This window comes from Negadavirga shengliensis (genome assembly GCF_042652345.1).
GTDB classification, from domain to species: domain Bacteria; phylum Bacteroidota; class Bacteroidia; order Cytophagales; family Cyclobacteriaceae; genus Negadavirga; species Negadavirga shengliensis.
In genome coordinates this window covers 1-22,816 of record NZ_JBHSJJ010000029.1, presented here as the reverse complement: position 1 = coordinate 22,816, position 22,816 = coordinate 1, and the positions used below count along the sequence as shown (strand labels likewise).

The following is a 22,816-nucleotide window of genomic DNA, read 5'->3' as shown; positions in this document are numbered from 1 at the left end:
GGACAGGAATGAAAAGTGCACGGGAGTTTTTGGCCGCTTCCCCGTTCCCGGGTTCCTGAACATTCGGTGGATAGCGGCTAGGAAGGAAGGTGCATGGAAGTTTTTGTCCTGTCCTGTTCTGTTCCCCGTTCCCTGTTCCCGGTTTCATGAACACTCCGTGAACGCTGAACAGTGAAAAACAAACGGGAGGCCTTCCTCCGCTTCCCCGTTCCCTGATTCCTTGAACATTCGGTGGATAACGGACAGGAAAGAAAAGTGCACGGGAGTTTTTGTCCGGTTCCCCGTTCCCCATTCCCTGTTCCCTGAATATTCCAATGGGAGATTTTTTTAAGCATTCCTTCCGCATCCTATAAAAAGGTATAACATCGGTATTTTGTTTTTGATTATATTGGCTTGTTTAATTGTTTTTCATACTAAATCATCCGAAAATGGGCATTGCCATTATAAAACCGTCCAGCCTGAAATATTATGTTTTGCTACTTGGTATATTATTAATATCGGAAACGGCTATTTCTCAAAAAGCCAATGTCTCCATCGAAAATAAAACATTTGTTACTTATCCCTTCTCAGATCCAAGCCCTGTGCCTTCCTTGGTATATAAAACAGACATGTATCCTTATTTCAGGTTTGAAGGTTACAGCACAAAGCCCGAGGACAGGGTTTGGAAAGTGATTACCCTTGAAAATGACTTTTTGGAGGTTACCGTTCTTCCCGAAGTGGGCGGTAGGGTATGGGGGGCGGTGGAAAAGTCTACGGGAGAGGATTTTATTTATCAAAATGAGGTGGTAAAATTCCGCAATATTGCCATGCGGGGCCCTTGGACCTCCGGGGGAATTGAGTTTAATTTTGGGATTATCGGGCATTCTCCCGCCACAGCCACTCCTGTGGATTACGTGTTCTATGAAAATGAGGATGGAAGCGTGACCTGCGTGGTTGGAACCATGGACCTGCCGTCCCGCACCCAATGGCGGGTAAAGATCAATCTTCTCAAGGACCGGGCGTATTTCGAAACTGAAGGCCTGTGGTATAATCCCGAAATGGCCCGTCAACCTTATTACAATTGGATGACTGCGGCAGCCCATACCGGAGATGACCTTGAATTTTTTTACCCGGGAAATATCGCCCTGCAACATAGCGGTCAGCCTTTAAGTTGGCCTGTGGATGAAGCGGGAAATGAAATTTCCAGATATAAAAACAATGCCTTTGGAGGGAGTAAATCCCATCATATGGCAGGCTCCTTTGAAAATTACTTCGGAGGATACTTTCATGATACCGGGATTGGCTTTGGTCATTTTGCGGCTTTTGATGATATGCCTGGGAAAAAGCTGTGGATATGGGCGCTTTCAAGGTCTGGGGGCATATGGGAGGACCTGCTTACTGACAAAAGCGGACAATATATAGAATTTCAGGCAGGCAGGCTCATGAATCAGTTCCAGCCTTCCAGGTACCCGACCCCATTGACCAAAGTCGGTTTTCAGCCGTATACAGTGGACCGATGGACCGATTATTGGTTCCCGGTAAAAGATATAGGCGGGATAAGCTCCGCGTCTGAAAAAGGAAGTTTTTTTATCAAGGAGGCAACAGGGCAGTTGACCTTAAACTTTAATCCTTTCCAGCCTATAAAGGGCTCCATGGTCATCAGGATAAACAATACAGATCAGGCCGATTTAGATGTTGACCTGAACCCCATGGATGTGTTTTCCCATACCGCCCCACTAAAGGGCGAATTAAAGGAATTGGAAGTGCTGATCAACGGTTGTCCCACTTATCAATGGAAAAAGGAAGACCCCAACCTATTGAGCCGGCCTTACGACAGAAGTTCGGCTTATGACTTTTCCAAAGTAGAGCAACTTTACTATGATGCCCGCCAAAGTTACTACAGCAGGCATTTTGCGCTTGCCCAAACAAAATATGAAGCATGCCTTGAAACAGACCCAGCCCACCAAAGGGCCCGTGTGGATTATGCAGAGATGTTGTACCGGTTCGGCAAGCATCAGGAAGCTTTGGAAAACATCAACCTGGCCTTATCCAATGATTTTTATGATCCGCAGGCCAATTTTGTAGCAGGGGCAATTTACAGGGCATTGGGACAACATATTGATGCATTGGAAGCTTTCGGATGGGCCGCAAGATCCATGGAATTCAGGTCTTCCGCATATACCGCCATGGCAGAGACTTATCTGGTGATGGAAGATCTGTGGAAGGCCAGGGATTATGCCAAAAAAGCATTGGAATTCAATGTGAACAACATCATGGCTTATCAGGTATTAGGATTGATTGGCCGGTTAACGAATAAAAAAATGGTGGCCTTGGAGGCGTATGAAAAAATCAAAGACATTGATCCTCTGAATCATTTTGCGCGGTTTGAGTTGCATCTTCTTGATCCGGACATCCACAGCCTGGAGGATTTTAGATCCGGGATAAACAATGAGTTTCCCTACCAGACATTTCTTGAGCTGGCTTCACTTTATCTAAAATATGGGAGAGCAGGGGAGGCCGTCAAGGCATTAAAGGCAGGCCCCGAACATCCGCTTTCGGACCTTTGGTTGGCGTATTTGGATAAGGAACAGCAGGATGTATACCTCGCTAAAATGCTTGGCGAGCCCATCGATTTTGTTTTTCCCTTCAGAAAGGAGACCATGGAAATGCTGAAATGGGCCAATGGGTTAAGGGACAACTGGAAGCTTAAATATTACCTGGCTTTGAACCTGTCCACTTTGGGGGAATCCAGCGAAGCAAATGATCTGTTATTGTCCATCCAGGACCAGCCCGAAGAAGCGTTGTTCTATCTAAATAGGGCCTTGTTGTTAAAAGATACGGATGGTTATGAACCCCTTGCTGATTTTCAGAAAGCCCTGGAAATGGATAAGTCGCAGTGGAGAACATGGCATTTTTTGGGCCAGTATTATGAAAACAAAAGACAGTTTGGGGATCAGCTAGCCCTCTTGGGTGAAGCGGTCCAAAAATTTGGAGGGAACTATGTGATAGAAATGGACTATGCCAGGGCTTTATCCCATAACGGCAAATATGAATTGGCCATGAAAGTATTGGACGCCATCCACGTGCTGCCTTATGAGGGGGCTGGCGAGGGCCGGGCCATTTTTGAACATGTATATTTACATGCAGCTTTGGACGATATGGAAGCTGGCAGGTTGGAATCCGCCAGGGAAAAAGTTGTCAAGTCTTTGGAGTGGCCGGAAAACCTCGGCGTCGGAAAACCTTTCAATACCCGGGAAACGTTACAGACCTATCTGCTGGGCCTGATTTCGAAGTTCTCGGGCGATAAAAAGGGCTATGAATCGGCCATGAATAACCTTTTTGAGGAAACGCAGGTAGAGGGAAGGAGAAATGTACAACTCCATTTGGCATTGGTGCTGAAAGCCATGGATAACACAGGGCAGAAGGATAAAGCGGAGGCATTGTGGTCCCAAATTCAGGAAAGGGGAGATGAGCGGTCCGTTAAGTTGATCGGAGCCCTATCTGGAAAAGACAAGGCGGTCAATTTGGATGAATTGAACAATCAAAGCAGAGCCTATTTATTGCTGGAAAGAATCATTATGGCCTCTGATAAATAAGGGATTGCAGGTTAATCATCGGATGTCTGGGTACCATCGCTTGGCATTGTCCCAGTATATTTTATTCACCACACCCTTCGGTAACTGGAGACCCTGGAATGGCATGTCGATTTTTGGAGAGGACATCTTTTCATCCGATACAAAAAATTTCCAATGCCGGGACCGGATTTCTCTGGCCTTTTCCAGCATCTTGTTTTCGCCCAGGTCCTGTTCAATGACCATGTCGGTTCCATATATGATGCGGTCCTGGTATTTGCAGATGAAGTCCCTGACTTTCTTCCAGTCCCTGGCCGCCTGCAGCTGTAGATGAGAGATCCTTTCTGCCAGATCCACCGCCATGTGGGGGTACTTATCCAGTCGTTTGGCAATTTCGTCCACGCTCCACTCCATGCTTCCCAAGTGTGCGCCGATAAACCGGAGTGAAGGAAATTTCTCCAGCAGCCTGTCCCGGGACGCGATAAGCTCCTCATAGGTTGGAAATTCCGGATGCAGGTGCATGTGAAATTCCGGATGCGCTTTAAAATATTCATAATCCCCGGAAACCGTCATTTCCTCCAGTGGCAACCAGCAGTTTTTTGGTTCTCCGATATGGCCGATCAGGGGAAGGTCCAGCTGAATGATGCATTCCATAATGGGATCAAATAATGGGTCATCGATCATCATAAACCTCCCTTTTTCATCCCTGCAATCCATGCCGATATTTTTCCAAACCTTCACTGCCACCGCTCCTTTTTCCTTTGAATCCCTGATATAGTCGATGACCCTGTCTGTCCAACCTGACTTCCGGTGGCCCTGCATGCTGAAACTGGTGGAAAAGAACAAAGTTTCCGGGATATCATTCATGAGCCCGATTACCATATCCCTTTGATTTTCCAAGGAGGGGAATGCGTCACCCACATCGACATTGATACTGAGTAGCTTAAAATTTTCGGCGATTGATGCTTTAAGGAAAAAACTGTTGGAAATATTGTAATGCATGTGCATGTCATATTTTTCCAATTCTTCATATTCTTCTATAAAATAGTTTTCACGGTTAGATATTATCATCGTTATTGGCTTCTTATTGTAATAAAATTATATATTTCGATATCAATACCTACGATATAGGCTGTGCTGGGATAATAATTTGCCGGTGGCCAAACCTTACTCTCTATGGAAAGACAAAATATAAGAAAGATTTATGAAACCCTTCTTCCTCTGGTCTTGGTTACTTTTATTTTCTGTTCCTTTGACTACAGTATGCTGATAACCTCAGGAAATTTTGAAAATTACAAGCAGGCGATCCCAGGATCTGAGGTGGAATTTGAAATGATAGCCATTCCTAAAGGGGAATTCATGATGGGAAGCCCGGAGTCGGAAGCCGGCAGAAATGCTGATGAATTCCCCGCCCATAGTGTTCAGATCCCGGCTTTTTGGATGGGGAAGCATGAGGTTACCTGGGATGAGTTTGAATTGTTTGTGGATCCCCGGATGGAAAAACAGATAGCCGAAAAACTGAACTACGATATATTGGAAAATAACCAAGTGGATGGCGTGTCGCGACCCACTCCACCTTTTGTGGACATGAGCTTTGGGATGGGGAAAAAGGGTTATCCGGCAGTCAATATGACCCACTATGCAGCTTTGGCTTATTGCAGGTGGCTGACGGCAAAGACCGGGGATTTTTATCGCCTGCCCACTGAAGAAGAATGGGAATATGCCTGCAGGGCCGGGAGCCAGTCTGCTTACCATTTTGGAGATGATGTGGCCCGGTTAGACGAATATGCTTGGTATTTTAAAAACAGCAAAAATCAATACCAGCAAGTGGGGACAAAAAAACCTAACCCTTGGGGACTTCATGATATGCACGGCAATGTGGCAGAGTGGGTAATGGATCAATACCATGCTGATTATTATCGTCATAAAGAAAAAGGTGGCCAAAGGTGGGCCGAAACCACCCAAACCTATCCCCATGTGGTGAGGGGCGGAAGCTGGGATGATGATCCGGAAGCGCTGCGCTCGGCTGCCAGAGCTAAATCTGATGAAAGCTGGAAGCAAAGGGATCCGCAAATACCAAAGAGCGACTGGTGGCTGACAGATGCCTCCCATGTAGGATTTAGGATAGTCCGGCCTTTGAAAAATCCATCAAGGGAAGAAATTGAAGCTTATTTTTATGAAGCCATTAAAGATTTTTAATCGCAGGTCATATTATGGCATCCAACAGGTGAGCTACATGATTGTGAATAGTTTCCGGTTATTTTTTAGCAGATTGCTATACGGCTTTCTTTTTTTAGTTTTATTTTTATTTTCCAAACTCGGCATTGTAATTAAAAGATAATCAGATCAATAGGAGAAACCGACAATAAATATGAAAAAGATCATTGAAGGCCAAACGAAAAACAGCCCGCATTCACGCAGGGACTTTATCAAACATTCGGGAACCATCATAGCAGGTGCCACGTTGGGAGCGGCCCTCCCTTTGCAATCCATGGCTTCATTTCATCATGGTGTGGATGAAACCCTCAAGGTCGCATTGATTGGTTGTGGTGCCCGGGGAGCCGGTGCTGCGGTCAACGCCCTCAGAACTGAAGGGAGTGTGGAGTTGGTGGCCATGGCGGACGCGTTCAGAGATAAACTTGATGAGACATATGACAACCTGATGCAGATAGAAGGGGTGAAAGAAAAAGTGAAAGTTTCGGAAGAGCACAAATTTGTGGGGTTTGATGGGTATAAAGAAGCGATAAAATTGGCCGATGTGGTTTTGTTGGTCACACCCCCGGCTTTCAGGCCTTTGCATTTTGAAGCCGCCGTGGAAGCCGGTAAACATGTTTTTATGGAAAAACCTTTGGCCTCTGATTCACCCGGGATCCGAAAAGTTTTGGAAGTCGGAAAAATTGCCGATCAAAAAGGGCTAAAGGTGCTGGTTGGTTTACAGAACCGCTATGCACCGGAATTTCAGGAGGTGGCCAAAAGGGTCAGGGATGGGGAAATCGGTGAAATTATTTCGGCATCCGATTATTATATGATCGGTCCGGTCAAGCTTGTTCCCCGTCAACCGGAATGGACGGAGATGGAATTTCAAATGCGGAATTGGAGGCATTTTAATTGGCTATGGGCGGGCTCACCTGCAGGCCTTCAAATACATAATACAGACCTTGTGAACTGGGTAATGGATGCTTATCCTGTCAAAGCAAGTGGTTTGGGTGGAAAATCCGGCCAGAGAGGTCCTGATTATGGCGATATATTTGATAATTTTTTCATTGAATACGAATACGAAAACAATGTCAAGCTGAACAGCCAGATCAGGCATATCGGTGGGACCTGGAATAAAGGCGGGGCGTATATCATAGGCACAAAGGGGATTGCTGACTTTAAAAACGCTTCAATTACAGACCATAAGGGAAATGTGATTTGGAGAAACCGGCAAAAATATGGAAACCCTTACCAACTCCAGACAGATCATCTGTTCGAATGCATCAGGAACGGGACACCCTTGAATGACACCGACTGGGGTGCCAAAAGCACCATGACCACCATCATGGGCAGAATGGCTTCCCATAGCGGCCAGCTGTTATCCTGGGATGAATCCCTGGCCTCAGAACTCCATCTACTGCCGGAAAAGTTTGAATGGAATGAGATGCCCCGCTTTGTAGCGGGAGAGGACGGTTGTTATCCTGTTCCGGTTCCAGGAATATCACCGCCTCTATAATACCTGAGCACTTTATAGATGTACAGTTGCGATGCCACTATGGGAGTTATACCATAGTGGACACTTTCATTTCTTTAAAAATCTCTGAGACCAGTTCAAAGGACCTGAGCCTGTCTCCATGGTCGTAAATATTGGTGGTCACCATGATTTCATCGACACCTGTGGCCTGGATGAATTCCTCCAATGCAGCACCAACGGTTTTCTTATTGCCGATAAAACTGTAAGCCATCATGTTTTTTATGGCGGCCGCTTCTTCAGGATGCCATATCGCATCCATATTGTCTACCGGTGGCCGTAAGGGATAGGATTTTCCCCTGACGATGCCAAGGGCCATTTGGTAAAATGAAGTGGCCAAATGATGGGCTTTTTCATCGGAATCTGCCGCAATGATGTTGATGCAGGAAATCAGGTAGGGTTTTTTGCTTTTTGCGGAGGGCGAGAAATGGTTTTTATAATGCCTGATCGCCTGGGCAAAATAAGCCGGCGCGAAATGACTGGCAAAAGCATAGGGCAAGCCTCTTTCTGCCGCCAGCACAGCACTGCTCATGCTTGATCCCAACAGGTATATGGGAACATCAAGCCCTTCCGCAGGAAACGCCCGGACAGGCGCGTCAAAATTGTCTTCTGAAAAATACATCTGCAATTCTTCCAGATCATGGGGAAACTCCTGCACGGTCTCCACCCTTCCCCTCCTTAGTACGGCCGCGGTTTTCTGGTCCGTCCCGGGCGCCCTTCCCAGCCCGAGGTCTATTCTGCCTGGAAACAACTTTTCCAGGGTTCCGATCTGTTCGGCCACCATGAGCGGGCTGTGGTTTGGCAACATGATCCCTCCCGAACCCACCCGTATGGTTTGGGTTCCATGGGCTATATGGCTCATCAGGATGGTGGGCGATGAACTTCCCACATGGGCCATATTATGGTGTTCGGCCAGCCAAAACCGGGAGTAACCCCATTTTTCAGCATGTCTGGCAAGATCAAGGCTTCTGATGTAAGCGTCTTGTGCATCATGTCCGGATTTTAGAATGGCCAAATCCAGGACGGAGTAGGGAAAAACGGCATTAGTTTTTTTCATGGACCAGTGTGTATGGGAAACTAACCGCAGGTTTTCGGATTTCGTTCCTCAGATATTGGAAAAACAGCACTTTAAAACCACTGGATCGGGCAGTTCTTAGGTTAATGCCTTTCTTCCCATGGAATGGTTGTTAAAGAATGCGCCCATACGCGGAAGCCAGGATTTGGTGTCACTAAAGCCACTTATCGGGATATGATTATGCAGCGATTTTTCCTCCGTGCCGTTGGTTACCCTCCCGTTGCAGATTAGGACATCCGCACGCGTGCATCACATGACAATAAATCCGACATTCCTGTCAATGCAGCGAATCTTTTGGTAATTTTGCAGCATGAATTACCTCTCCGTAGAAAATCTAAGTAAATCCTTTGGTGAAAGGGTGTTGTTTAAAAATATTTCATTTGGGATTGAGCAGGGTCAAAAAACAGCCCTGGTAGGCATCAATGGCGCCGGCAAATCAACCCTCATGAAGATCATCATGGGTGAAGAAATAGCCGATGAGGGCAGGGTGGCGCTCAATCAGGCCACTAAAATAGCTTATGTGCACCAAAACCCGGTATTCACAGCAAATTTGACTATTTATCAGACGATTTTCGAAGATACGGATAATGAAATGCTGCAGGTGGTCCAGGAATATCAGCAGGCCCTGCTTGCTTCCCAAAAGGAGGGGGATGATGGAGAAGCGCTTCATGGACTTTTTGAAAAAATGGACCGTTTGCAGGCATGGGATTTCGAACATAAAATCAACGAAGTTCTCGGTAAGTTGGGTTTGCATGACACGGCTATTGAGGTGGGAACTTTGAGTGGGGGTCAGCGGAAAAGAGTGGCATTGGCAAAGGCTATCCTCTCTCAGCCCGATCTCTTGTTACTTGACGAGCCCACCAACCATTTGGATTTGGAGACGATCGAGTGGCTGGAGGATTACCTTTCCAAGGCGAATCTTGCCCTCCTGATGGTGACCCATGACCGCTATTTTTTGGACAGGGTAACCAATCAAATACTGGAAATGGATGGGGGGAATATCTATCGGTACGCCGGCAATTACGGTTATTTCCTGGAAAAGAAAGCCGAAAGGAGAGCGGTAGAGGCTACTGAGCAGGAAAAGGCGAAAAGCCTTTACAAAAAAGAGCTGGAATGGATACGGAGGCAGCCGAAAGCCAGGGGGACCAAAGCCAAGTACAGGATAGATGCATTTGAGGAAACAAAGGAAAAAGCATTCCAACAACGGGAAGAGCGAGAGGTTACCCTGGAAGTGACCTCCCAGCGGCTGGGGAAAAAAATCGTGGAAATCCGTGATTTAAACAAGTCTTATGATGGTCTTGAGCTGATAAAGGATTTCAGTTACACGTTCAAAAAAGGCGATAAGATTGGCATTGTGGGACCCAACGGTGCGGGAAAGACGACATTTTTGAATTTGATTACGGGGCGACTTGATCCCGACAGCGGGGAGATCGAAAAAGGGCAGACCACCGCATTTGGTTATTATCGGCAGGAGGAGGACAGCTTTGATGAAAGCAAGAAGTTGCTGGACATTGTCAAAGAAGTGGCGGAAGTGGTCACCCTGGCCAACGGAAGTGCCATTACAGTCAGCCAATTTTTAAACCAGTTTGGTTTTCCGCCCAAACAACAACACACACCTATCGCCAAGCTCAGTGGAGGGGAGAGAAGGAGGCTGCAGTTGTTGATGGTTTTGGTCAAAAGTCCCAATTTTTTGATTCTGGATGAACCTACCAATGATCTGGACATTGTGACGCTGAATACGTTGGAGGAGTTCCTGGACAACTTTCCGGGATGCCTGGTCATTGTTTCCCATGATCGTTATTTTATGGACCGTCTTGTAGACCATCTCTTTGTGTTTGAGGGTAAAGGAAGCATCAGGGATTTTCCGGGCAACTATACGGATTTCAGGGAATGGGAGAAAGCCAGAAAGGACAGCTCGAAGCCTGAAACGGTCACCGAAAAACCCGAACAGATTAAGGTTGAAGAAAAACCGGATAAAACCAAGGCGAGCTATAAGGAAAAAAAAGAATTTGAAAACATCAACCTTGAGCTGGAACAACTTGGTAAGGCAAAAAACGATTTGATAGGCAAGATTAACCAAGGCAGCGAAGACCACGAAGAACTTCTGGCATGGTCCAAGGAAATAGAGGAGATTGACAGGCGGATGGAAACACTTGAGATGCGGTGGTTGGAACTCAGTGAATTGGAAGGAATCGATTAAATTGCCCGTTTGGATAAAAGAATCCATCGGTTTTTTGGCTACAAACAAAAAACCGATGGATAATAAATGCAGTTTCCGGTCAATACCCCGGGTTTTGTTGGAGAGAAGGATTGATCCTCATCTGGTCTTGTGGCATGGGAAACAACACTTGGTGGGCTTCAAACACAAAGTCGTCATTGGAAAAAGGAATGCCTCCCCTGGATGTGGTAGGGTCTGCCCTTTCCCTGAGGCCATAGGCATTTAGAAAATCCACCAGTTCCTGGGTAGACATGGTCCTTTTTAAATCAAACCACCGATGGTTCTCAAACGCGAGTTCTATCCTCCTTTCGCGCAAAACCGCATCCCTGAATTGAGATTGGGAAAGGCCCGTAATGGGATCCAATCCAGCCCTTTCTCTGATCTGATTAAGGTAACCATGGGCATCAGCAGTGGGACCGTTTTCTTCGTTGATGGCTTCCGCCAGCATCAATAGCACATCCGCATACCTCAACACGGGCCAGTTATCGTTGGTGACTCCCCGGATGGAATGGGGATGATTGTATTTGTTGATAAACGGCACCGGCACCCAATTGCCGTCCAAATCAGTATATCCTTCCTTCAGAGACACTTCTTTTCTGAGGTCACCTTCCTCATATGCCGCTATGATATCTTTTGTGGGCGTATTCCAACCACCGCCCTCCTGTCCGGGAAAATCGATTACTGCCCCAAAAGATTCTCTGGGCGCAAAAGTATAGATAAAATTGCTGTGCACTCCGAATAGGTTGTCCCCCTGAAACTGGATCTCAAAAATGGACTCCTGATGGTTTTTGTTTTGCGGATCAAAAATGTTCCCATAATTTCCCAACAAACTGTACCCAAGTGGCAAAACTTGGTTCAGTACCGCAATGGCTTGGGGATATTCCTTTCTGGTAAGGTGAACCTTTCCCAATAAGGACAAGGCCGCCCCTTTTGTGACCCTGCCTGTCTCACTGGCCGGATGACTTGAGGGAAGCGTGTTTGCAGCGCTTTGAAGATCGGATATTATCAGTTGATAAACGGTTTCCACCGGTTCCCGCTCATAAAGGAATGCCTCAGATGGGGTACTGATGGGTTCGGTTACGATGATCACATCCCCAAAATACTGTACAAGCAGGAAATACAGATAAGCCCTTACAAACCTGAGCTCTCCCTCTGAGCGTTGCTTGATTTCATCACTGGCATTTGCCTCTGGCAACCGGGCAAGGGCCGTATTCACGTTGACCAGGGTTCCGTAGGTGCTGTTATACAAATTGGTAATATTGGGAGTGGCAGCGTTGTATTGCCAGAATTCCAGCGCCTCCAATGCGGGGCCCTGGCCTCTGTTACCGGGGTTGAAATGGAGCGTGGTGTTGTCCGTGATAAATTCCGTGTATTGCCATTGGTTGCTGATAAGCGGTTGCAATTGGCCGTACACCCCGCTCACCGCCTGTATCAATTGGGTTTCGGTTTCATAAAAGTTTTCAGCTACCAAAACCGTCGGATCCGTTTTATTGAGGAAATCTTCCCCGCAGGAACTGATTAACAGTCCCAAACTCATCAAAACCGCATATATATTTCTATTTTTCATGATTTTTTGTATTTAGGGTTCAAAATCTGATCGTGGCGCCAAGCGTAAATGTCCTGGGCATGGGATACGCCTCGTCATCTACTCCGATATTGATTCCGCCTCTTCGGTTGACTTCAGGGTTGCTTCCGGGGAAGGAGGTCATCAGAAACAGATTTTCCGCACTGGCAAACAATCTGGCATTGGGAATTACAGGGTTATGAGGAATGGTGTAACCTAAAGTTACATTTCTCAACCAGACATGGGTAGCATCATACACATACCTCGAATTGGATTCACGCTGCCATTTCCAGGTATTGGTGGTAGCGCCCACCCCGTCACCTGGGTTTTCAGGAGAACGCCACCTGTTCACGCCCGACTGAAGGATATTAAAAACCCCGTCCATGTTCATGGTAGTGGCTTCAATGTTCCTGAACACATCATAATTAAATGCTCCGGTAAACATCAGGTTGAAGTCAAAATTTTTGTAATCCCCTCCCAAGGTATAACCTATAATAAAGTCGGGATGGGGATTTCCGATTTCTATCATATCCTGCTGATCGTAGGATATTTCCCCGTCCCCATTGGCGTCAAAGTATTTGTAAGTACCCGGTATCGCACCGTCTTGGGTAGGCCAGGCCTCTATCTCTTCCTCGGTATTGAATATCCCCATCATTTTAAAGCCGTGTAACATGGCCAAAGGTCTTCCTACTTTGGAAACGTTGTAGGTGCTATAAAATCCGCCACTCCATATTTCATCGTTTTCCCCCCGGATCTCAAGTACCTGATTGCGGTTAATGGTCAAGTTGAGATTGGATCTCAGGTTCAGCTGGTTGATCCGTGTCCTGTAGTCCAAGGCAAGTTCCAGGCCCCGGTTTCGGACTTTTCCGACATTGTCCAGAGACTGGGTAAATCCGGAAATCACGGGCATCTCTACGGATAACAGCATGTTATTGGTAAGCCGGTTATAGTATTCCGCCGTCAGGATCAGACGGTTGTCAAACATGGCCAGATCCAGGCCGATATCTGTTTGTTCGGATTGTTCCCAGCCCAGGTTGGCGTTGGCAAAGTTGGCCAGCACCTGTCCGTTGACAAAATTGCCGCCCAGCACATAATTGGAGAGCCTCATGTTGGAAAGGCTGCTGTAATTACCGATGGCGTTGTTGCCGGTGATGCCATAGCTGGCCCTTAATTTCAAATCCGTGATCCAGTTGGTTTCCGGCATGAAAGATTCTTCGGAGATCCTCCATCCCGCGGAAAATGCCGGGAAATTACCCCATTTATTGTTGGCACCGAATCTGGAACTTCCTTCCCTCCGCATGGAAGCAGAAAACAGGTATTTGTCCGCAATGGAATAGTTGGCCCTGACAAAATAAGCCATAAGGCTCCAGTCAGCTTCTCCGGATCCGGAGGTCTGCCTTACTGCGGAATTAAGGTACCTTACCTGATCGTTCGGAAATTCGTTGCCGTTGCCCTGAAGGTGTTTTACGGTCTCTTCCTGGGCAGAAAAACCAAGCAGGCCTTCGAATTTATGTTGTCCTATGTACTTGTTATAGGACAATAACTGGTCGGCAGCGATATTAAGGGACTCGAAGGAGCGTTGCATCAAGGTAGCTTCCCTTGGAGGTGGCTGGTTGAAACCAGGACCTGCTAAGGTAGAGGGTCTGAATTCCTTTTGCGCGGAATTGATTAAGGTAGCGTTAACGGAAGTCCTGAATTTAAAATCTTTCAGGAAAGTAAATTCCAAAAATCCGTTAGTGAGCACGTTATTCGTATGCAATGTTCTTTCCATTTCATGGAGTTCCTGAACCACATTTGCGGTGCCGAATACACCATGTGTACCACCGATAAATGTGTTGAAACTTCCGTCTTCGTTATAAACCGGAAACCTGGGGTCGGCCCATAGTGCTCTGCCTATCAAGGCATCTCTGCCATCAGTGCCGGCATAATTTTCTTTAGAATGGGAAGCAGCGATGTTCCATCCCATGCTGATGAAGTCATTGATTCTGCCATCCACATTTGCCCTTACGTTGAACCGCTCAAAACCGGTATTGATCACGGCGCCTTCCTGGTTTACATACCCCACAGAAACCAAAGAACGGATATCACCTTTACCGGCAGTCAAAGTGGCATTGTAATTCTGGAACCGTGCGTTCTGGTTCATAATTTCCTGAAACCAATCCGTTGAAACCGTAGTCTGTTCGGGGTACCTGAACTCCATGGGGATCTCTTCCAAAGAAGGCTCTCTTTGTTCAAAATAGCGGATGCGGTCCACAAAACTTTCATGCTTGAACCGGGCGAACTCCACACCGTTCATCATTCTGGTACGGCGGGAATTGGGCACATTCTGTACACCGTGGTTGACCACAAAGTCAAGACCCACTGTCCCTTCCTTTGCCGATTTCGTCGTGATCAGGATTACGCCGTTGGAACCCCTTGCACCGTAAATAGCGGTGGAGGCAGCGTCCTTCAATACGGTAATGCTTTCAATGTCTGCTGGATTGAGATTCTGGCCCAAAGCGGTACCCACCGGGAACCCATCCACCACATACAAGGGTTGGCTTCCTGCACCAAGGGATCCGATGCCCCTTATGGTGACTTCCATCTCCTGTCCCGGCCGGCCGGATGTTTGCCGCACCTGCACGCCTGCCGCCTGGCCCTGCAGCAATCGGGAAACATTGGTGGTAGGCACATCCCCTATGTTGTCCATATTGATCACGGATACCGCGGAGGTGATGTCTGCCCGGCGTTGCGAACCGTAGCCCACTACCACCACTTCTCCCAGATCACCCAGTGAAGCCTCCATGGTGATATCGTATACGGTTTGACCGGAGGTAACGGGAATCTCAATGGTTTCAAACCCGATAAAACTGGCTGTAAGTACCTCGCCGGCGGCGGCCTGAAGTGAAAATTCCCCTTCCATATTGGTCACAGTACCTCGATTTGTTCCCTTTACCAATAAGGACACTCCCGGTAGCGGTTCCGCATTGTCGGCAGAAACTACCGTTCCCGATACCTGCCCAAGTTCCTGGGCATGGCCGGATAAGGCTAGCATGATGGCCACACCTAAAAGGCCAAAGACCTTTTTCCATAAGGTGTTTAAGTATTCTTTTTCCATAGTTTTTTGGTTTTGAGTTTATCATTAAATAAAAAGCTGACCAAAGTCATGATAATTAACCCAATTCAAAACACTATCCCATCCTGTACTGCTTTTGTAAAAATAAATATCAGGAATATTAAAAATTTCGTTATTTATTTAGGAATTAGTTCATCAATTTAAAATAAAATTGCAAAAATTTAATAAATACAGGGTACGCCATCAAAGGTCGGATAATATTTGACAGATTAACACAATATCCCCGTTTTGGGATTAAACCCCAGTCTCCGATTTACATTGCTCACGATTCCCCAAAACAAGTCTGGGACAGGTCTTCATGAATTGACACAAAGGATTTGAACTTAAAAATATTTCAAGAAGCCTCTGAAAAGTGGATCAAAATACAGCTTGATTCCTGGTTTGCTTATTGGGAAAGGCCATTGGATTGGAGGGGATATGACCGGCACAAAAAAGGGAGCCGAAGCCCCCTTTCTGAAAAAAATGATGGAATCATTTCTTGACCCTGATCTTTTCTTTGATCCTGGCGGATTTACCCTGTCTTCCTCTAAGGTAAAACAACCTGGCTCTTCTTACCTTACCTTCTCTCAACAGTTCGATTTTTTCAATGGCGGGAGAGATGATTGGAAAAATCCTCTCTACTCCAATGCTATTTGAAACTTTCCTTACCGTGAAGGTTTCACCGTTGGTATTGACATTTTTTCTTTGGATCACCGTACCCTGAAATTGCTGGATACGCTCTTTATTGCCTTCCGTAATTTTTACATGGACATTAATGGTATCCCCGGCTTTGAAGGATGGAAACTTCGATCTGACGTCTTTGTAATCCTCTTCTACGAATTTAAGTAGTTCGCTCATTGCTTTACTATTTTGCTTATCGCTTTTTAACGGCCTCACTGCGGTGTGGCCTGATGTTTTTACTAATATCTAACCGTTCTTTGTATTATCGCCTTTGTACCTTTTGGCCAATAACGCGGGCCTTCTTTCCTGGGTACGGCGAACCGATTGTTCAAATCTCCATGCCTCTATGTTGGCTGCATGTCCTGACAACAGTACCTCCGGCACTTTCCAACCTTGGTAGTCTGCCGGCCTTGTATAAACGGGCGGTGCCAGCAGGCCATCTTGAAAGGAATCCGTGAGTGCGGAAGTTTCATCGTTGAGCACTCCGGGAATAAGGCGGATAACCGCATCTGTTACGACTGCAGCAGCCAGTTCCCCTCCAGAAAGCACATAATCCCCGATACTTATTTCCCGGGTCACAAAATGCTCCCTTATCCGCTCATCCACGCCTTTATAGTGGCCGCAAAGGATGATCAGGTTCTCTTTTAGAGAAAGGGCATTGGCCATAGACTGATCAAAGGATTCGCCGTCAGGGGTCATGTAGATGACCTCATCATAGGATCTTTCCTTTTTCAATCCGGCTATGCAACTGGCGATCGGCTCGATCATCATCACCATGCCGGCGCCCCCACCAAAAGCATAGTCGTCCACGCTTTGTTGTTTGCCGATGCCATAATCCCGCAGGTTATGGACCCTTACCTTAGCAAGGCCCTTGTCTTCAGCCCTCTTCAAAATAGAGTGGGAAAAGGGGCCTTCCAGGATTCCGGGTACTACGGTGATGATATCAATCCGCATTTCAGTCATTCAGGTAGATGTCAAGCAAGCCCTCGGGCAACTGACAGAAAACTTGTTTCGCTGTCCTGTCGACTTTTTGGATGATACCGTCCTGGATGGGGATCAAAACTTCTTTTCCCTGGTATTCCATTCCGATCAGGTCTTGGGTATCCAGGTCGTAGATGACCTTTATTTTTCCCAGTTCCCCCATCTTTTCATCAATCACGGTACATCCGACCAAGTCATGGAAATAATACTGTCCTTCTTCCAGTTCAGGCAGTTCTTTCAGCGGAAGATAGATTCCTGCTCCCACAAAAGGTTTAACCTGATCTATATGGTCGAATTCTTCAAACTTGGCCAAAAACCTGTTGTTGGGCTGAGGAACCAGGTGTTCCAATATATAAGGGACCAACCTGTTGTTTTTTTCTACAAAAACATGTGAAATTCCCTCATAATCCTCAGGGAAATCCACATCCAGCACCAATAACAGTTCCCCTTGCAGTCCATGAACTTTGGCGATGTGGCCCAATTGAAAACAATTGTCTTTGTTCATGGTTGACAGGAGGGTTTAGGCTTGATTTTCACTGTCCTCAGCAGGGGCGTCGGCTCCCGCTTCGGTATTTTCGTCTGCCTTTGCTTCTGCTTCTTCAGCAGCAGCTGCTGCAGCGGCTTCTTCTTCCCTTTTCTTGATGGCATCAAGACGGGCCTGATTTTTAGCAGCTTCTGCTTCGAGTGCTGCTTTTTTGGCACTGTCTTTTGCCTGCGTGATTCTGTCCACTTTGGCTGCAATGGCCTTTTCTTTGTCTTCGAGCCAAGCCTGGAACTTTTCATCCGCCTGTTCCTGCGTGATGGCTCCCTTTACCACACCTATCTGCAGGTGTTTCTTCAACATCACTCCCCTGTAGGAAAGCATGGCCTTTACCGTGTCGGTAGGCTGGGCACCGTTCATCAACCATTTCAACGCGCGGTCGTTGTTGATGTTGATCGATGCGGGGTCAGTGTTGGGATTGTATGTCCCGATTTTCTCGATAAAGCGTCCATCCCGTGGAGCTCTAGCATCAGCTACTACTACATCATAGATGGCCAACTTTTTGCGGCCCCTACGTGCTAATCTGATTTTTACTGCCATATTCTATTGATATTTAGTGAATTGATGGATCCCGTCCATCGCTAATTTTGGACTGCAAAGATAGGGGAATAATATTAAAAAGAACAATAAGCCTTTACATTATTTGCGTAATAGCAAAATATTGGTTTAAATTGCGGTGTTTTTCGGAAAAGGCCTTTCCCGAAGGGGATTGGAAACACCCGAAACCGCAGTGATTTGACGTAAAATGGCCTCGTAGTTCAATGGATAGAATAGAAGTTTCCTAAACTTTAGATACAGGTTCGATTCCTGTCGAGGCTACACACAGACCGGTCTTAATATGCCGGTCTTTTTTTTACACCTCACGGCTCGTCAAACCCGTACCCTGTATATATGGATGGATAGGTTCATAAACCCTGTCCTGACTTCAGGATTCGATCCCAATTCCCACAACTACAACTTCAACGCCCAACACTTGGGGAAACCTCTATCTCTCTGGCGAAGACTTAAGTTTAAAATATATTTTTTGTAAGATAGAGCATTATAGGAAAAAATTCCATTTGCTAAAGTTAACAAATAATCTCTTATAAATTAGTTGGTGACAATGCCGACCGATTCCTAAACGAATTCTTTAAATTTGACGGTTTACTGCTCGACAAAACTTAAAAACAACAAGGCTATTTGACACTTTAACTAATCAGAAAACGTACATTTGTGCAGAAATATATTAGGAGAAAAAAAGAATGAATTTAGCAATTGAAAATATATTATTAGTTGGTTCTCTATTACTTCTTATAAGCATTATTGCAGGAAAGACTTCATATAAATTTGGCGTTCCGACGTTATTGCTCTTTTTGACAATCGGAATGTTGGCAGGTTCTGACGGCATTGGCGGTATTCGGTTTGACAACCCACAAATTGCTCAATTTATCGGTATTATCTCACTTAATTTCATTTTGTTTTCAGGCGGTCTTGACACGAATTGGACTTCTGTAAAGCCAATTCTAAGAGAAGGACTTGTTTTATCCACATTAGGTGTTTTGTTGACTGCCCTTTCACTTGGGACTTTTGTTTGGTTCGTTACAGACTTTACAATTTATGAAAGTATGCTTTTGGGTTCTATTGTTTCATCGACGGATGCAGCAGCAGTATTTTCAATTTTACGCTCAAAAAGTCTTGCCTTAAAGACCAATTTACGTCCGACTTTAGAATTGGAAAGCGGTAGTAACGACCCAATGGCGTATGTTTTGACAATCGCTTTTTTGACTTTGGTAATCAATCAAGACCAAGATATTGTTTCAATCATTCCGCTTTTTTTCCAACAAATGATTTTGGGAGGTATTGCAGGTTTTGGCTTTGGAAAGCTAAGTAAATTCATCATCAATAATATTAAACTCGACTTTGAAGGGCTTTACCCTGTCTTGGTTATCGCTTTAATGTTTATTACATTTTCAGCTACCGACTTTGTAGATGGAAACGGTTTTCTTGCAATTTACATCTGTGCGGTTTATTTAGGTAATCAAGACCTAATTCACAAGAAAACCATTTTGAAAATGTTTGATGGTTTGGCTTGGCTGATGCAAATTGTCCTGTTCCTTACTTTGGGATTACTCGTTTTTCCCTATCAAATAATACCATATTTCGGAATTGGAATACTCGTCTCATTATTTTTGATAATTGTTGCCCGACCAATAAGTATTTTTCTGAGTTTGATATTTTTTAAAATGAAACTGAGAAGAAGATTTTATATTTCTTGGGTTGGTTTGCGCGGTGCGGTTCCAATTGTTTTTGCCACCTATCCACTTTTGGCAGGGATAGACAAAGCAAATATGATTTTCAATATTGTATTTTTCATATCGGTTACATCCGTCATAATTCAAGGAACTACTTTATCAATCGTTGCGAAATGGCTCAATGTTGCTTTGCCTGAAAAAGCAAAAAAGATTACCGAAATAGACAGGTTTATTTTAGACCTACCTAAATCATCCTTACAAGAATTTGAAATTTTACCCGATTTTCACGCAGTAAACAAAAGAATTGTGGATTTGAATTTTCCTAAATCGGCATTTATTGTGATGATAAAAAGAAACGGAGAATTTATTCGTCCGGGCGGTTCAACGGAGTTAGAAGCAAAAGACATTTTAATGGTTCTTGCAGATAGCCAAGAAGATTTCACAAAGGTTAATGAGAGTCTGCAAAAACCAAACACCACTTCAAAAACATAAGCAATGAAAAACCGATTTATCATACTTATTGACTTTTCGGAGTATTCAAGCAACTTAATAAAGTATGCTTGCAGTTGGAGTGAACAGATTAATGCTGAATTGCTCTTGGTTCATCAGTCCATTGTTTTAGCCCCTGCACTTACAGATAATAAAAGTAGACAACAAATTGCGGAATATACGAATGATCAAGCATTACAAAAATTAAAGGCATTGGCAAAGGAACTCATTCCGCCAATTATAAAAGTTTCGTTCAAAGTTTCGGATAGCAATTTAGAGTTTATCTTACCAAAACTTTTAAAAGAACCCTATGAAAATTTAATTTTTACGGGAATTAAAGGAACGGGCTTTCTCAAAAAGATATTCCTTGGAAGCGTTGCACTTCAGGTTATTGATAAAATAAAAAATTGTATTGTTGCAGTGCCCAAAGAAATTGATTCTTTTTCACACGAAAAAATTTATGTGGCAGTAACAGAAAAACACCCATTGAATGTTTCGGAATTGAACAAATTCTTAAGTTTCATTGACAATAAAGACACCACTATTACCTTTTTCTATTTGGCAAAACCTAATGAAAAAACCATAGGAATTGAAAAACACCTAAAAGAGTTAAAAGAAATGTTTTCAAATAGATACAACACATCATTTGCTATTTATGAAGGCAGCAATCCATTAGACGACATAAAGAAAATACTTAATATTAAGTTTGATGATATGTTAGTTGTTCAAAAAGGCTCACGCCTTTTAACTGACCAACTTTTCAGACGTTTTTTAATAAACGAATTAGTGTATGAAGGACAAACCCCATTGATTGTTTTACCATAAAAAAAGAATAAATTATGACTGACCCAACATTACAAATGTATTTACCAGCTTTCATGCTTGTGGTTACTTGCCTTATTGTCTTTTGGAACAGATTCAGAAAAACATCAAAGCTAACAGAGACCTTGCCTACCACAAACAAGATAGCCGAATATAACCGATTAAAGAAAGGAAGCGGTCATTTTTGGCTGGTATTCTCTGTTTTTGGAGTGATGATAATAATTTATTCTGCTATACCTGAATTCTATTATTTGTTTATCCCACTTGATATATTTCATCACCCATTGATTAATTTAGTCGGATTACTTATATTAAAAATAGCGATTATTTGGATTGTTGTTGCTCAAATCCATATTGACAAAGAATTGTTCAAATATTCTATAAATATTGAAGATCTTTCGGCAATGGAATTGATTAGGTATTCTGAAAGAATGTTAATCACAGGTATGCTGATATTATTTATCGGGTTTTTTACAACCATTACCAATATTATTGGCTTATTGCTTGTTTCAGTGAGTACTGTGGTTTATCTCAAAACTTTTTTTTCAAATCCGTCTAACCAAATTTGAAATTGTATGATATACCAAGCTACCTTTGCAACGTGAAAAACACTGCCAAAATTCTAATCGCAATTAACTTAGTAGCTATTTATAGCTTTGCAATAGGTATTGCTACAAACTCCTATTTAGATTCTGGAATTCAATATGGACTAAAAATTGAAAAGGACAAGTTCTTATCAGGGGTTGCGTCACAGATTTTTTGTCACATTGCGCATTCAGAGTATAATGGCAAAAACGCCAATAATTTTCCTCCACTAAATTTCAAATATTCCTATCCAGGTTTTATTGTAAAAACCGAATCAATTAATCGGCTAATTGAAATTAGGTTTGCCCAATACTTCAGGCTTTCGAGAAATTTTCTTGTAAACCATAGAAAATCCGATATCATTTTCCCATTCCATTATTTTTGGTAATTCATTTTAAGTTGTCATTGTCTTTCTGGACAATTTGACTGACTTGATTTGAGGATGGCATTGTTACTTTACATTGCCCAGTTAGTAATTATCGAATTTTAAAAAATATTGAAAAAGATGGAAATAGATTTAGGAACCACCTTAGTAGGTGTTGTTGGATTAGCCATATTTGCTTTGCCTTTTGTTTATGATTATCGGAACAGAAAGAAGAAGGAACGGCTTTTGTTTCAATCATTGAAAGGAATTGCTCAGGAACATAACTGCGAAATAAGCCAATACGAGTTTTGTAGTGATTTTATTATAGGCTTAGACGAGAGTAAAAATTTCGCGTTCTTCTATAAGAAAAAAGAAGAAAATTTTGTTTCTCAACACGTTGACCTGTCTGAAATTCAAACATGCCATACTGCAAAGAAGGCACGGACAATAAAAACTAAAGAAGGAAACTTAGTTATTACTGATCGTATTGAACTCTGCTTTACACCGGCAAATAATCGCATGAATGAAATAAGGTTTGAGCTTTATGATAAGGAAATAAATACACAGCTAAGTGGGCAATTGCAGTTGGCTGACAAGTGGGTAAAGCAGTTAAACGACCGAATAATAAACATAAAGTAAAAAAGCAAGACCCTATGGAAAGATCATAGGGTCTTTTTTCAGTTAACCTACAATCAAGAAAGCGTCACACAATACTAAGCATTTGTTTGTTGCTACAACTCTACAACAATGAATTGCATTTGATTAATGTATCCCTCCGACAAACCCCGTCTTGTTAAATAAGGGGATTTTATTTAGGACGGTATTCTTCCCAGTTTGAGGGTAGGAGCTGGTAGAGGTCTTTTTGTTTATGGCTCTGGATTCTTTCGAACACA

Annotated in this window: 17 protein-coding genes and 1 tRNA gene; 9 read left to right on the top strand and 9 right to left on the bottom strand. The window is 44.1% G+C overall.

What is annotated here, in order from left to right; genetic code table 11:
• Positions 1–346 (bottom strand): hypothetical protein (locus tag ACFPFU_RS25335; RefSeq protein ID WP_377069500.1); only part of this gene is annotated, 346 nt, incomplete at its 3' end.
• Positions 347–428: 82 nt separating this feature from the next.
• On the opposite strand from ACFPFU_RS25335, the gene ACFPFU_RS25330 reads away from it, so the two are divergent.
• A complete protein-coding gene (locus ACFPFU_RS25330; RefSeq protein WP_377069498.1) occupies positions 429–3,575 on the top strand; it encodes a DUF5107 domain-containing protein in 3,147 nt (1,048 codons plus the stop codon).
• Between the two features lie 15 nt (positions 3,576–3,590).
• Here ACFPFU_RS25330 and ACFPFU_RS25325 read toward each other — a convergent pair whose 3' ends face one another.
• Complete coding sequence (locus ACFPFU_RS25325; RefSeq protein ID WP_377069496.1) at positions 3,591–4,622, bottom strand: amidohydrolase family protein; 1,032 nt, start codon at positions 4,620–4,622, stop codon at positions 3,591–3,593.
• A 105-nt stretch (positions 4,623–4,727) separates the two neighbouring features.
• Here ACFPFU_RS25325 and ACFPFU_RS25320 point away from each other — a divergent pair, with 105 nt between their 5' ends.
• Both ACFPFU_RS25320 and ACFPFU_RS25315 read left to right on the top strand, forming a co-directional pair.
• Entirely contained in the window at positions 4,728–5,750 is a 1,023-nt protein-coding gene (locus ACFPFU_RS25320) for a formylglycine-generating enzyme family protein (RefSeq protein ID WP_377069494.1), read from the top strand.
• A 172-nt stretch (positions 5,751–5,922) separates the two neighbouring features.
• On the top strand, positions 5,923–7,263 hold the full coding sequence (locus ACFPFU_RS25315) for a Gfo/Idh/MocA family oxidoreductase (protein ID WP_377069492.1): 1,341 nt from the start codon (positions 5,923–5,925) through the stop codon (positions 7,261–7,263).
• Positions 7,264–7,309: 46 nt separating this feature from the next.
• Here the strand turns inward: ACFPFU_RS25315 and ACFPFU_RS25310 are convergent, their stop codons facing one another.
• Complete coding sequence (locus ACFPFU_RS25310) at positions 7,310–8,335, bottom strand: LLM class flavin-dependent oxidoreductase (protein ID WP_377069490.1); 1,026 nt, start codon at positions 8,333–8,335, stop codon at positions 7,310–7,312.
• A 328-nt stretch (positions 8,336–8,663) separates the two neighbouring features.
• Between ACFPFU_RS25310 and ACFPFU_RS25305 the strand changes: the two genes are divergently transcribed.
• Entirely contained in the window at positions 8,664–10,553 is a 1,890-nt protein-coding gene (locus ACFPFU_RS25305) for an ABC-F family ATP-binding cassette domain-containing protein (RefSeq protein WP_377069488.1), read from the top strand.
• A 79-nt stretch (positions 10,554–10,632) separates the two neighbouring features.
• Here the strand turns inward: ACFPFU_RS25305 and ACFPFU_RS25300 are convergent, their stop codons facing one another.
• The 6 genes from ACFPFU_RS25300 to ACFPFU_RS25275 all read right to left on the bottom strand — a co-directional run bounded on the left by ACFPFU_RS25300 (position 10,633) and on the right by ACFPFU_RS25275 (position 17,972).
• On the bottom strand, positions 10,633–12,138 hold the full coding sequence (locus ACFPFU_RS25300) for a RagB/SusD family nutrient uptake outer membrane protein (RefSeq protein ID WP_377069486.1): 1,506 nt from the start codon (positions 12,136–12,138) through the stop codon (positions 10,633–10,635).
• Positions 12,139–12,157: 19 nt separating this feature from the next.
• Positions 12,158–15,232: a SusC/RagA family TonB-linked outer membrane protein gene (locus tag ACFPFU_RS25295; RefSeq protein ID WP_377069484.1), complete on the bottom strand. Its 3,075-nt coding sequence runs from the start codon at positions 15,230–15,232 to the stop codon at positions 12,158–12,160.
• Positions 15,233–15,721: 489 nt separating this feature from the next.
• Entirely contained in the window at positions 15,722–16,087 is a 366-nt protein-coding gene (rplS, locus tag ACFPFU_RS25290) for a 50S ribosomal protein L19 (protein WP_377069482.1), read from the bottom strand.
• A 69-nt stretch (positions 16,088–16,156) separates the two neighbouring features.
• A complete protein-coding gene (trmD, locus tag ACFPFU_RS25285) occupies positions 16,157–16,864 on the bottom strand; it encodes a tRNA (guanosine(37)-N1)-methyltransferase TrmD (protein ID WP_377069502.1) in 708 nt (235 codons plus the stop codon).
• Between the two features lies 1 nt (position 16,865).
• On the bottom strand, positions 16,866–17,396 hold the full coding sequence (rimM, locus tag ACFPFU_RS25280) for a ribosome maturation factor RimM (RefSeq protein WP_377069480.1): 531 nt from the start codon (positions 17,394–17,396) through the stop codon (positions 16,866–16,868).
• Between the two features lie 15 nt (positions 17,397–17,411).
• Entirely contained in the window at positions 17,412–17,972 is a 561-nt protein-coding gene (locus ACFPFU_RS25275; protein ID WP_377069478.1) for a 30S ribosomal protein S16, read from the bottom strand.
• A 207-nt stretch (positions 17,973–18,179) separates the two neighbouring features.
• Here ACFPFU_RS25275 and ACFPFU_RS25270 point away from each other — a divergent pair.
• The 5 genes from ACFPFU_RS25270 (at position 18,180) to ACFPFU_RS25250 (ending at position 22,562) form a co-directional block, all read left to right on the top strand.
• Positions 18,180–18,251, top strand: a tRNA-Arg gene (locus tag ACFPFU_RS25270).
• Between the two features lie 422 nt (positions 18,252–18,673).
• Positions 18,674–20,155, top strand: coding sequence for a potassium/proton antiporter (locus ACFPFU_RS25265; protein ID WP_377069476.1), 1,482 nt, complete (start codon positions 18,674–18,676; stop codon positions 20,153–20,155).
• 3 nt (positions 20,156–20,158) lie between these two features.
• Complete coding sequence (locus ACFPFU_RS25260) at positions 20,159–20,977, top strand: universal stress protein (protein ID WP_377069474.1); 819 nt, start codon at positions 20,159–20,161, stop codon at positions 20,975–20,977.
• A gap of 14 nt (positions 20,978–20,991) precedes the next feature.
• Entirely contained in the window at positions 20,992–21,543 is a 552-nt protein-coding gene (locus tag ACFPFU_RS25255; RefSeq protein ID WP_377069472.1) for a hypothetical protein, read from the top strand.
• 521 nt (positions 21,544–22,064) lie between these two features.
• Positions 22,065–22,562: a hypothetical protein gene (locus ACFPFU_RS25250; protein WP_377069470.1), complete on the top strand. Its 498-nt coding sequence runs from the start codon at positions 22,065–22,067 to the stop codon at positions 22,560–22,562.
• Positions 22,563–22,816: the final 254 nt, after the last annotated feature.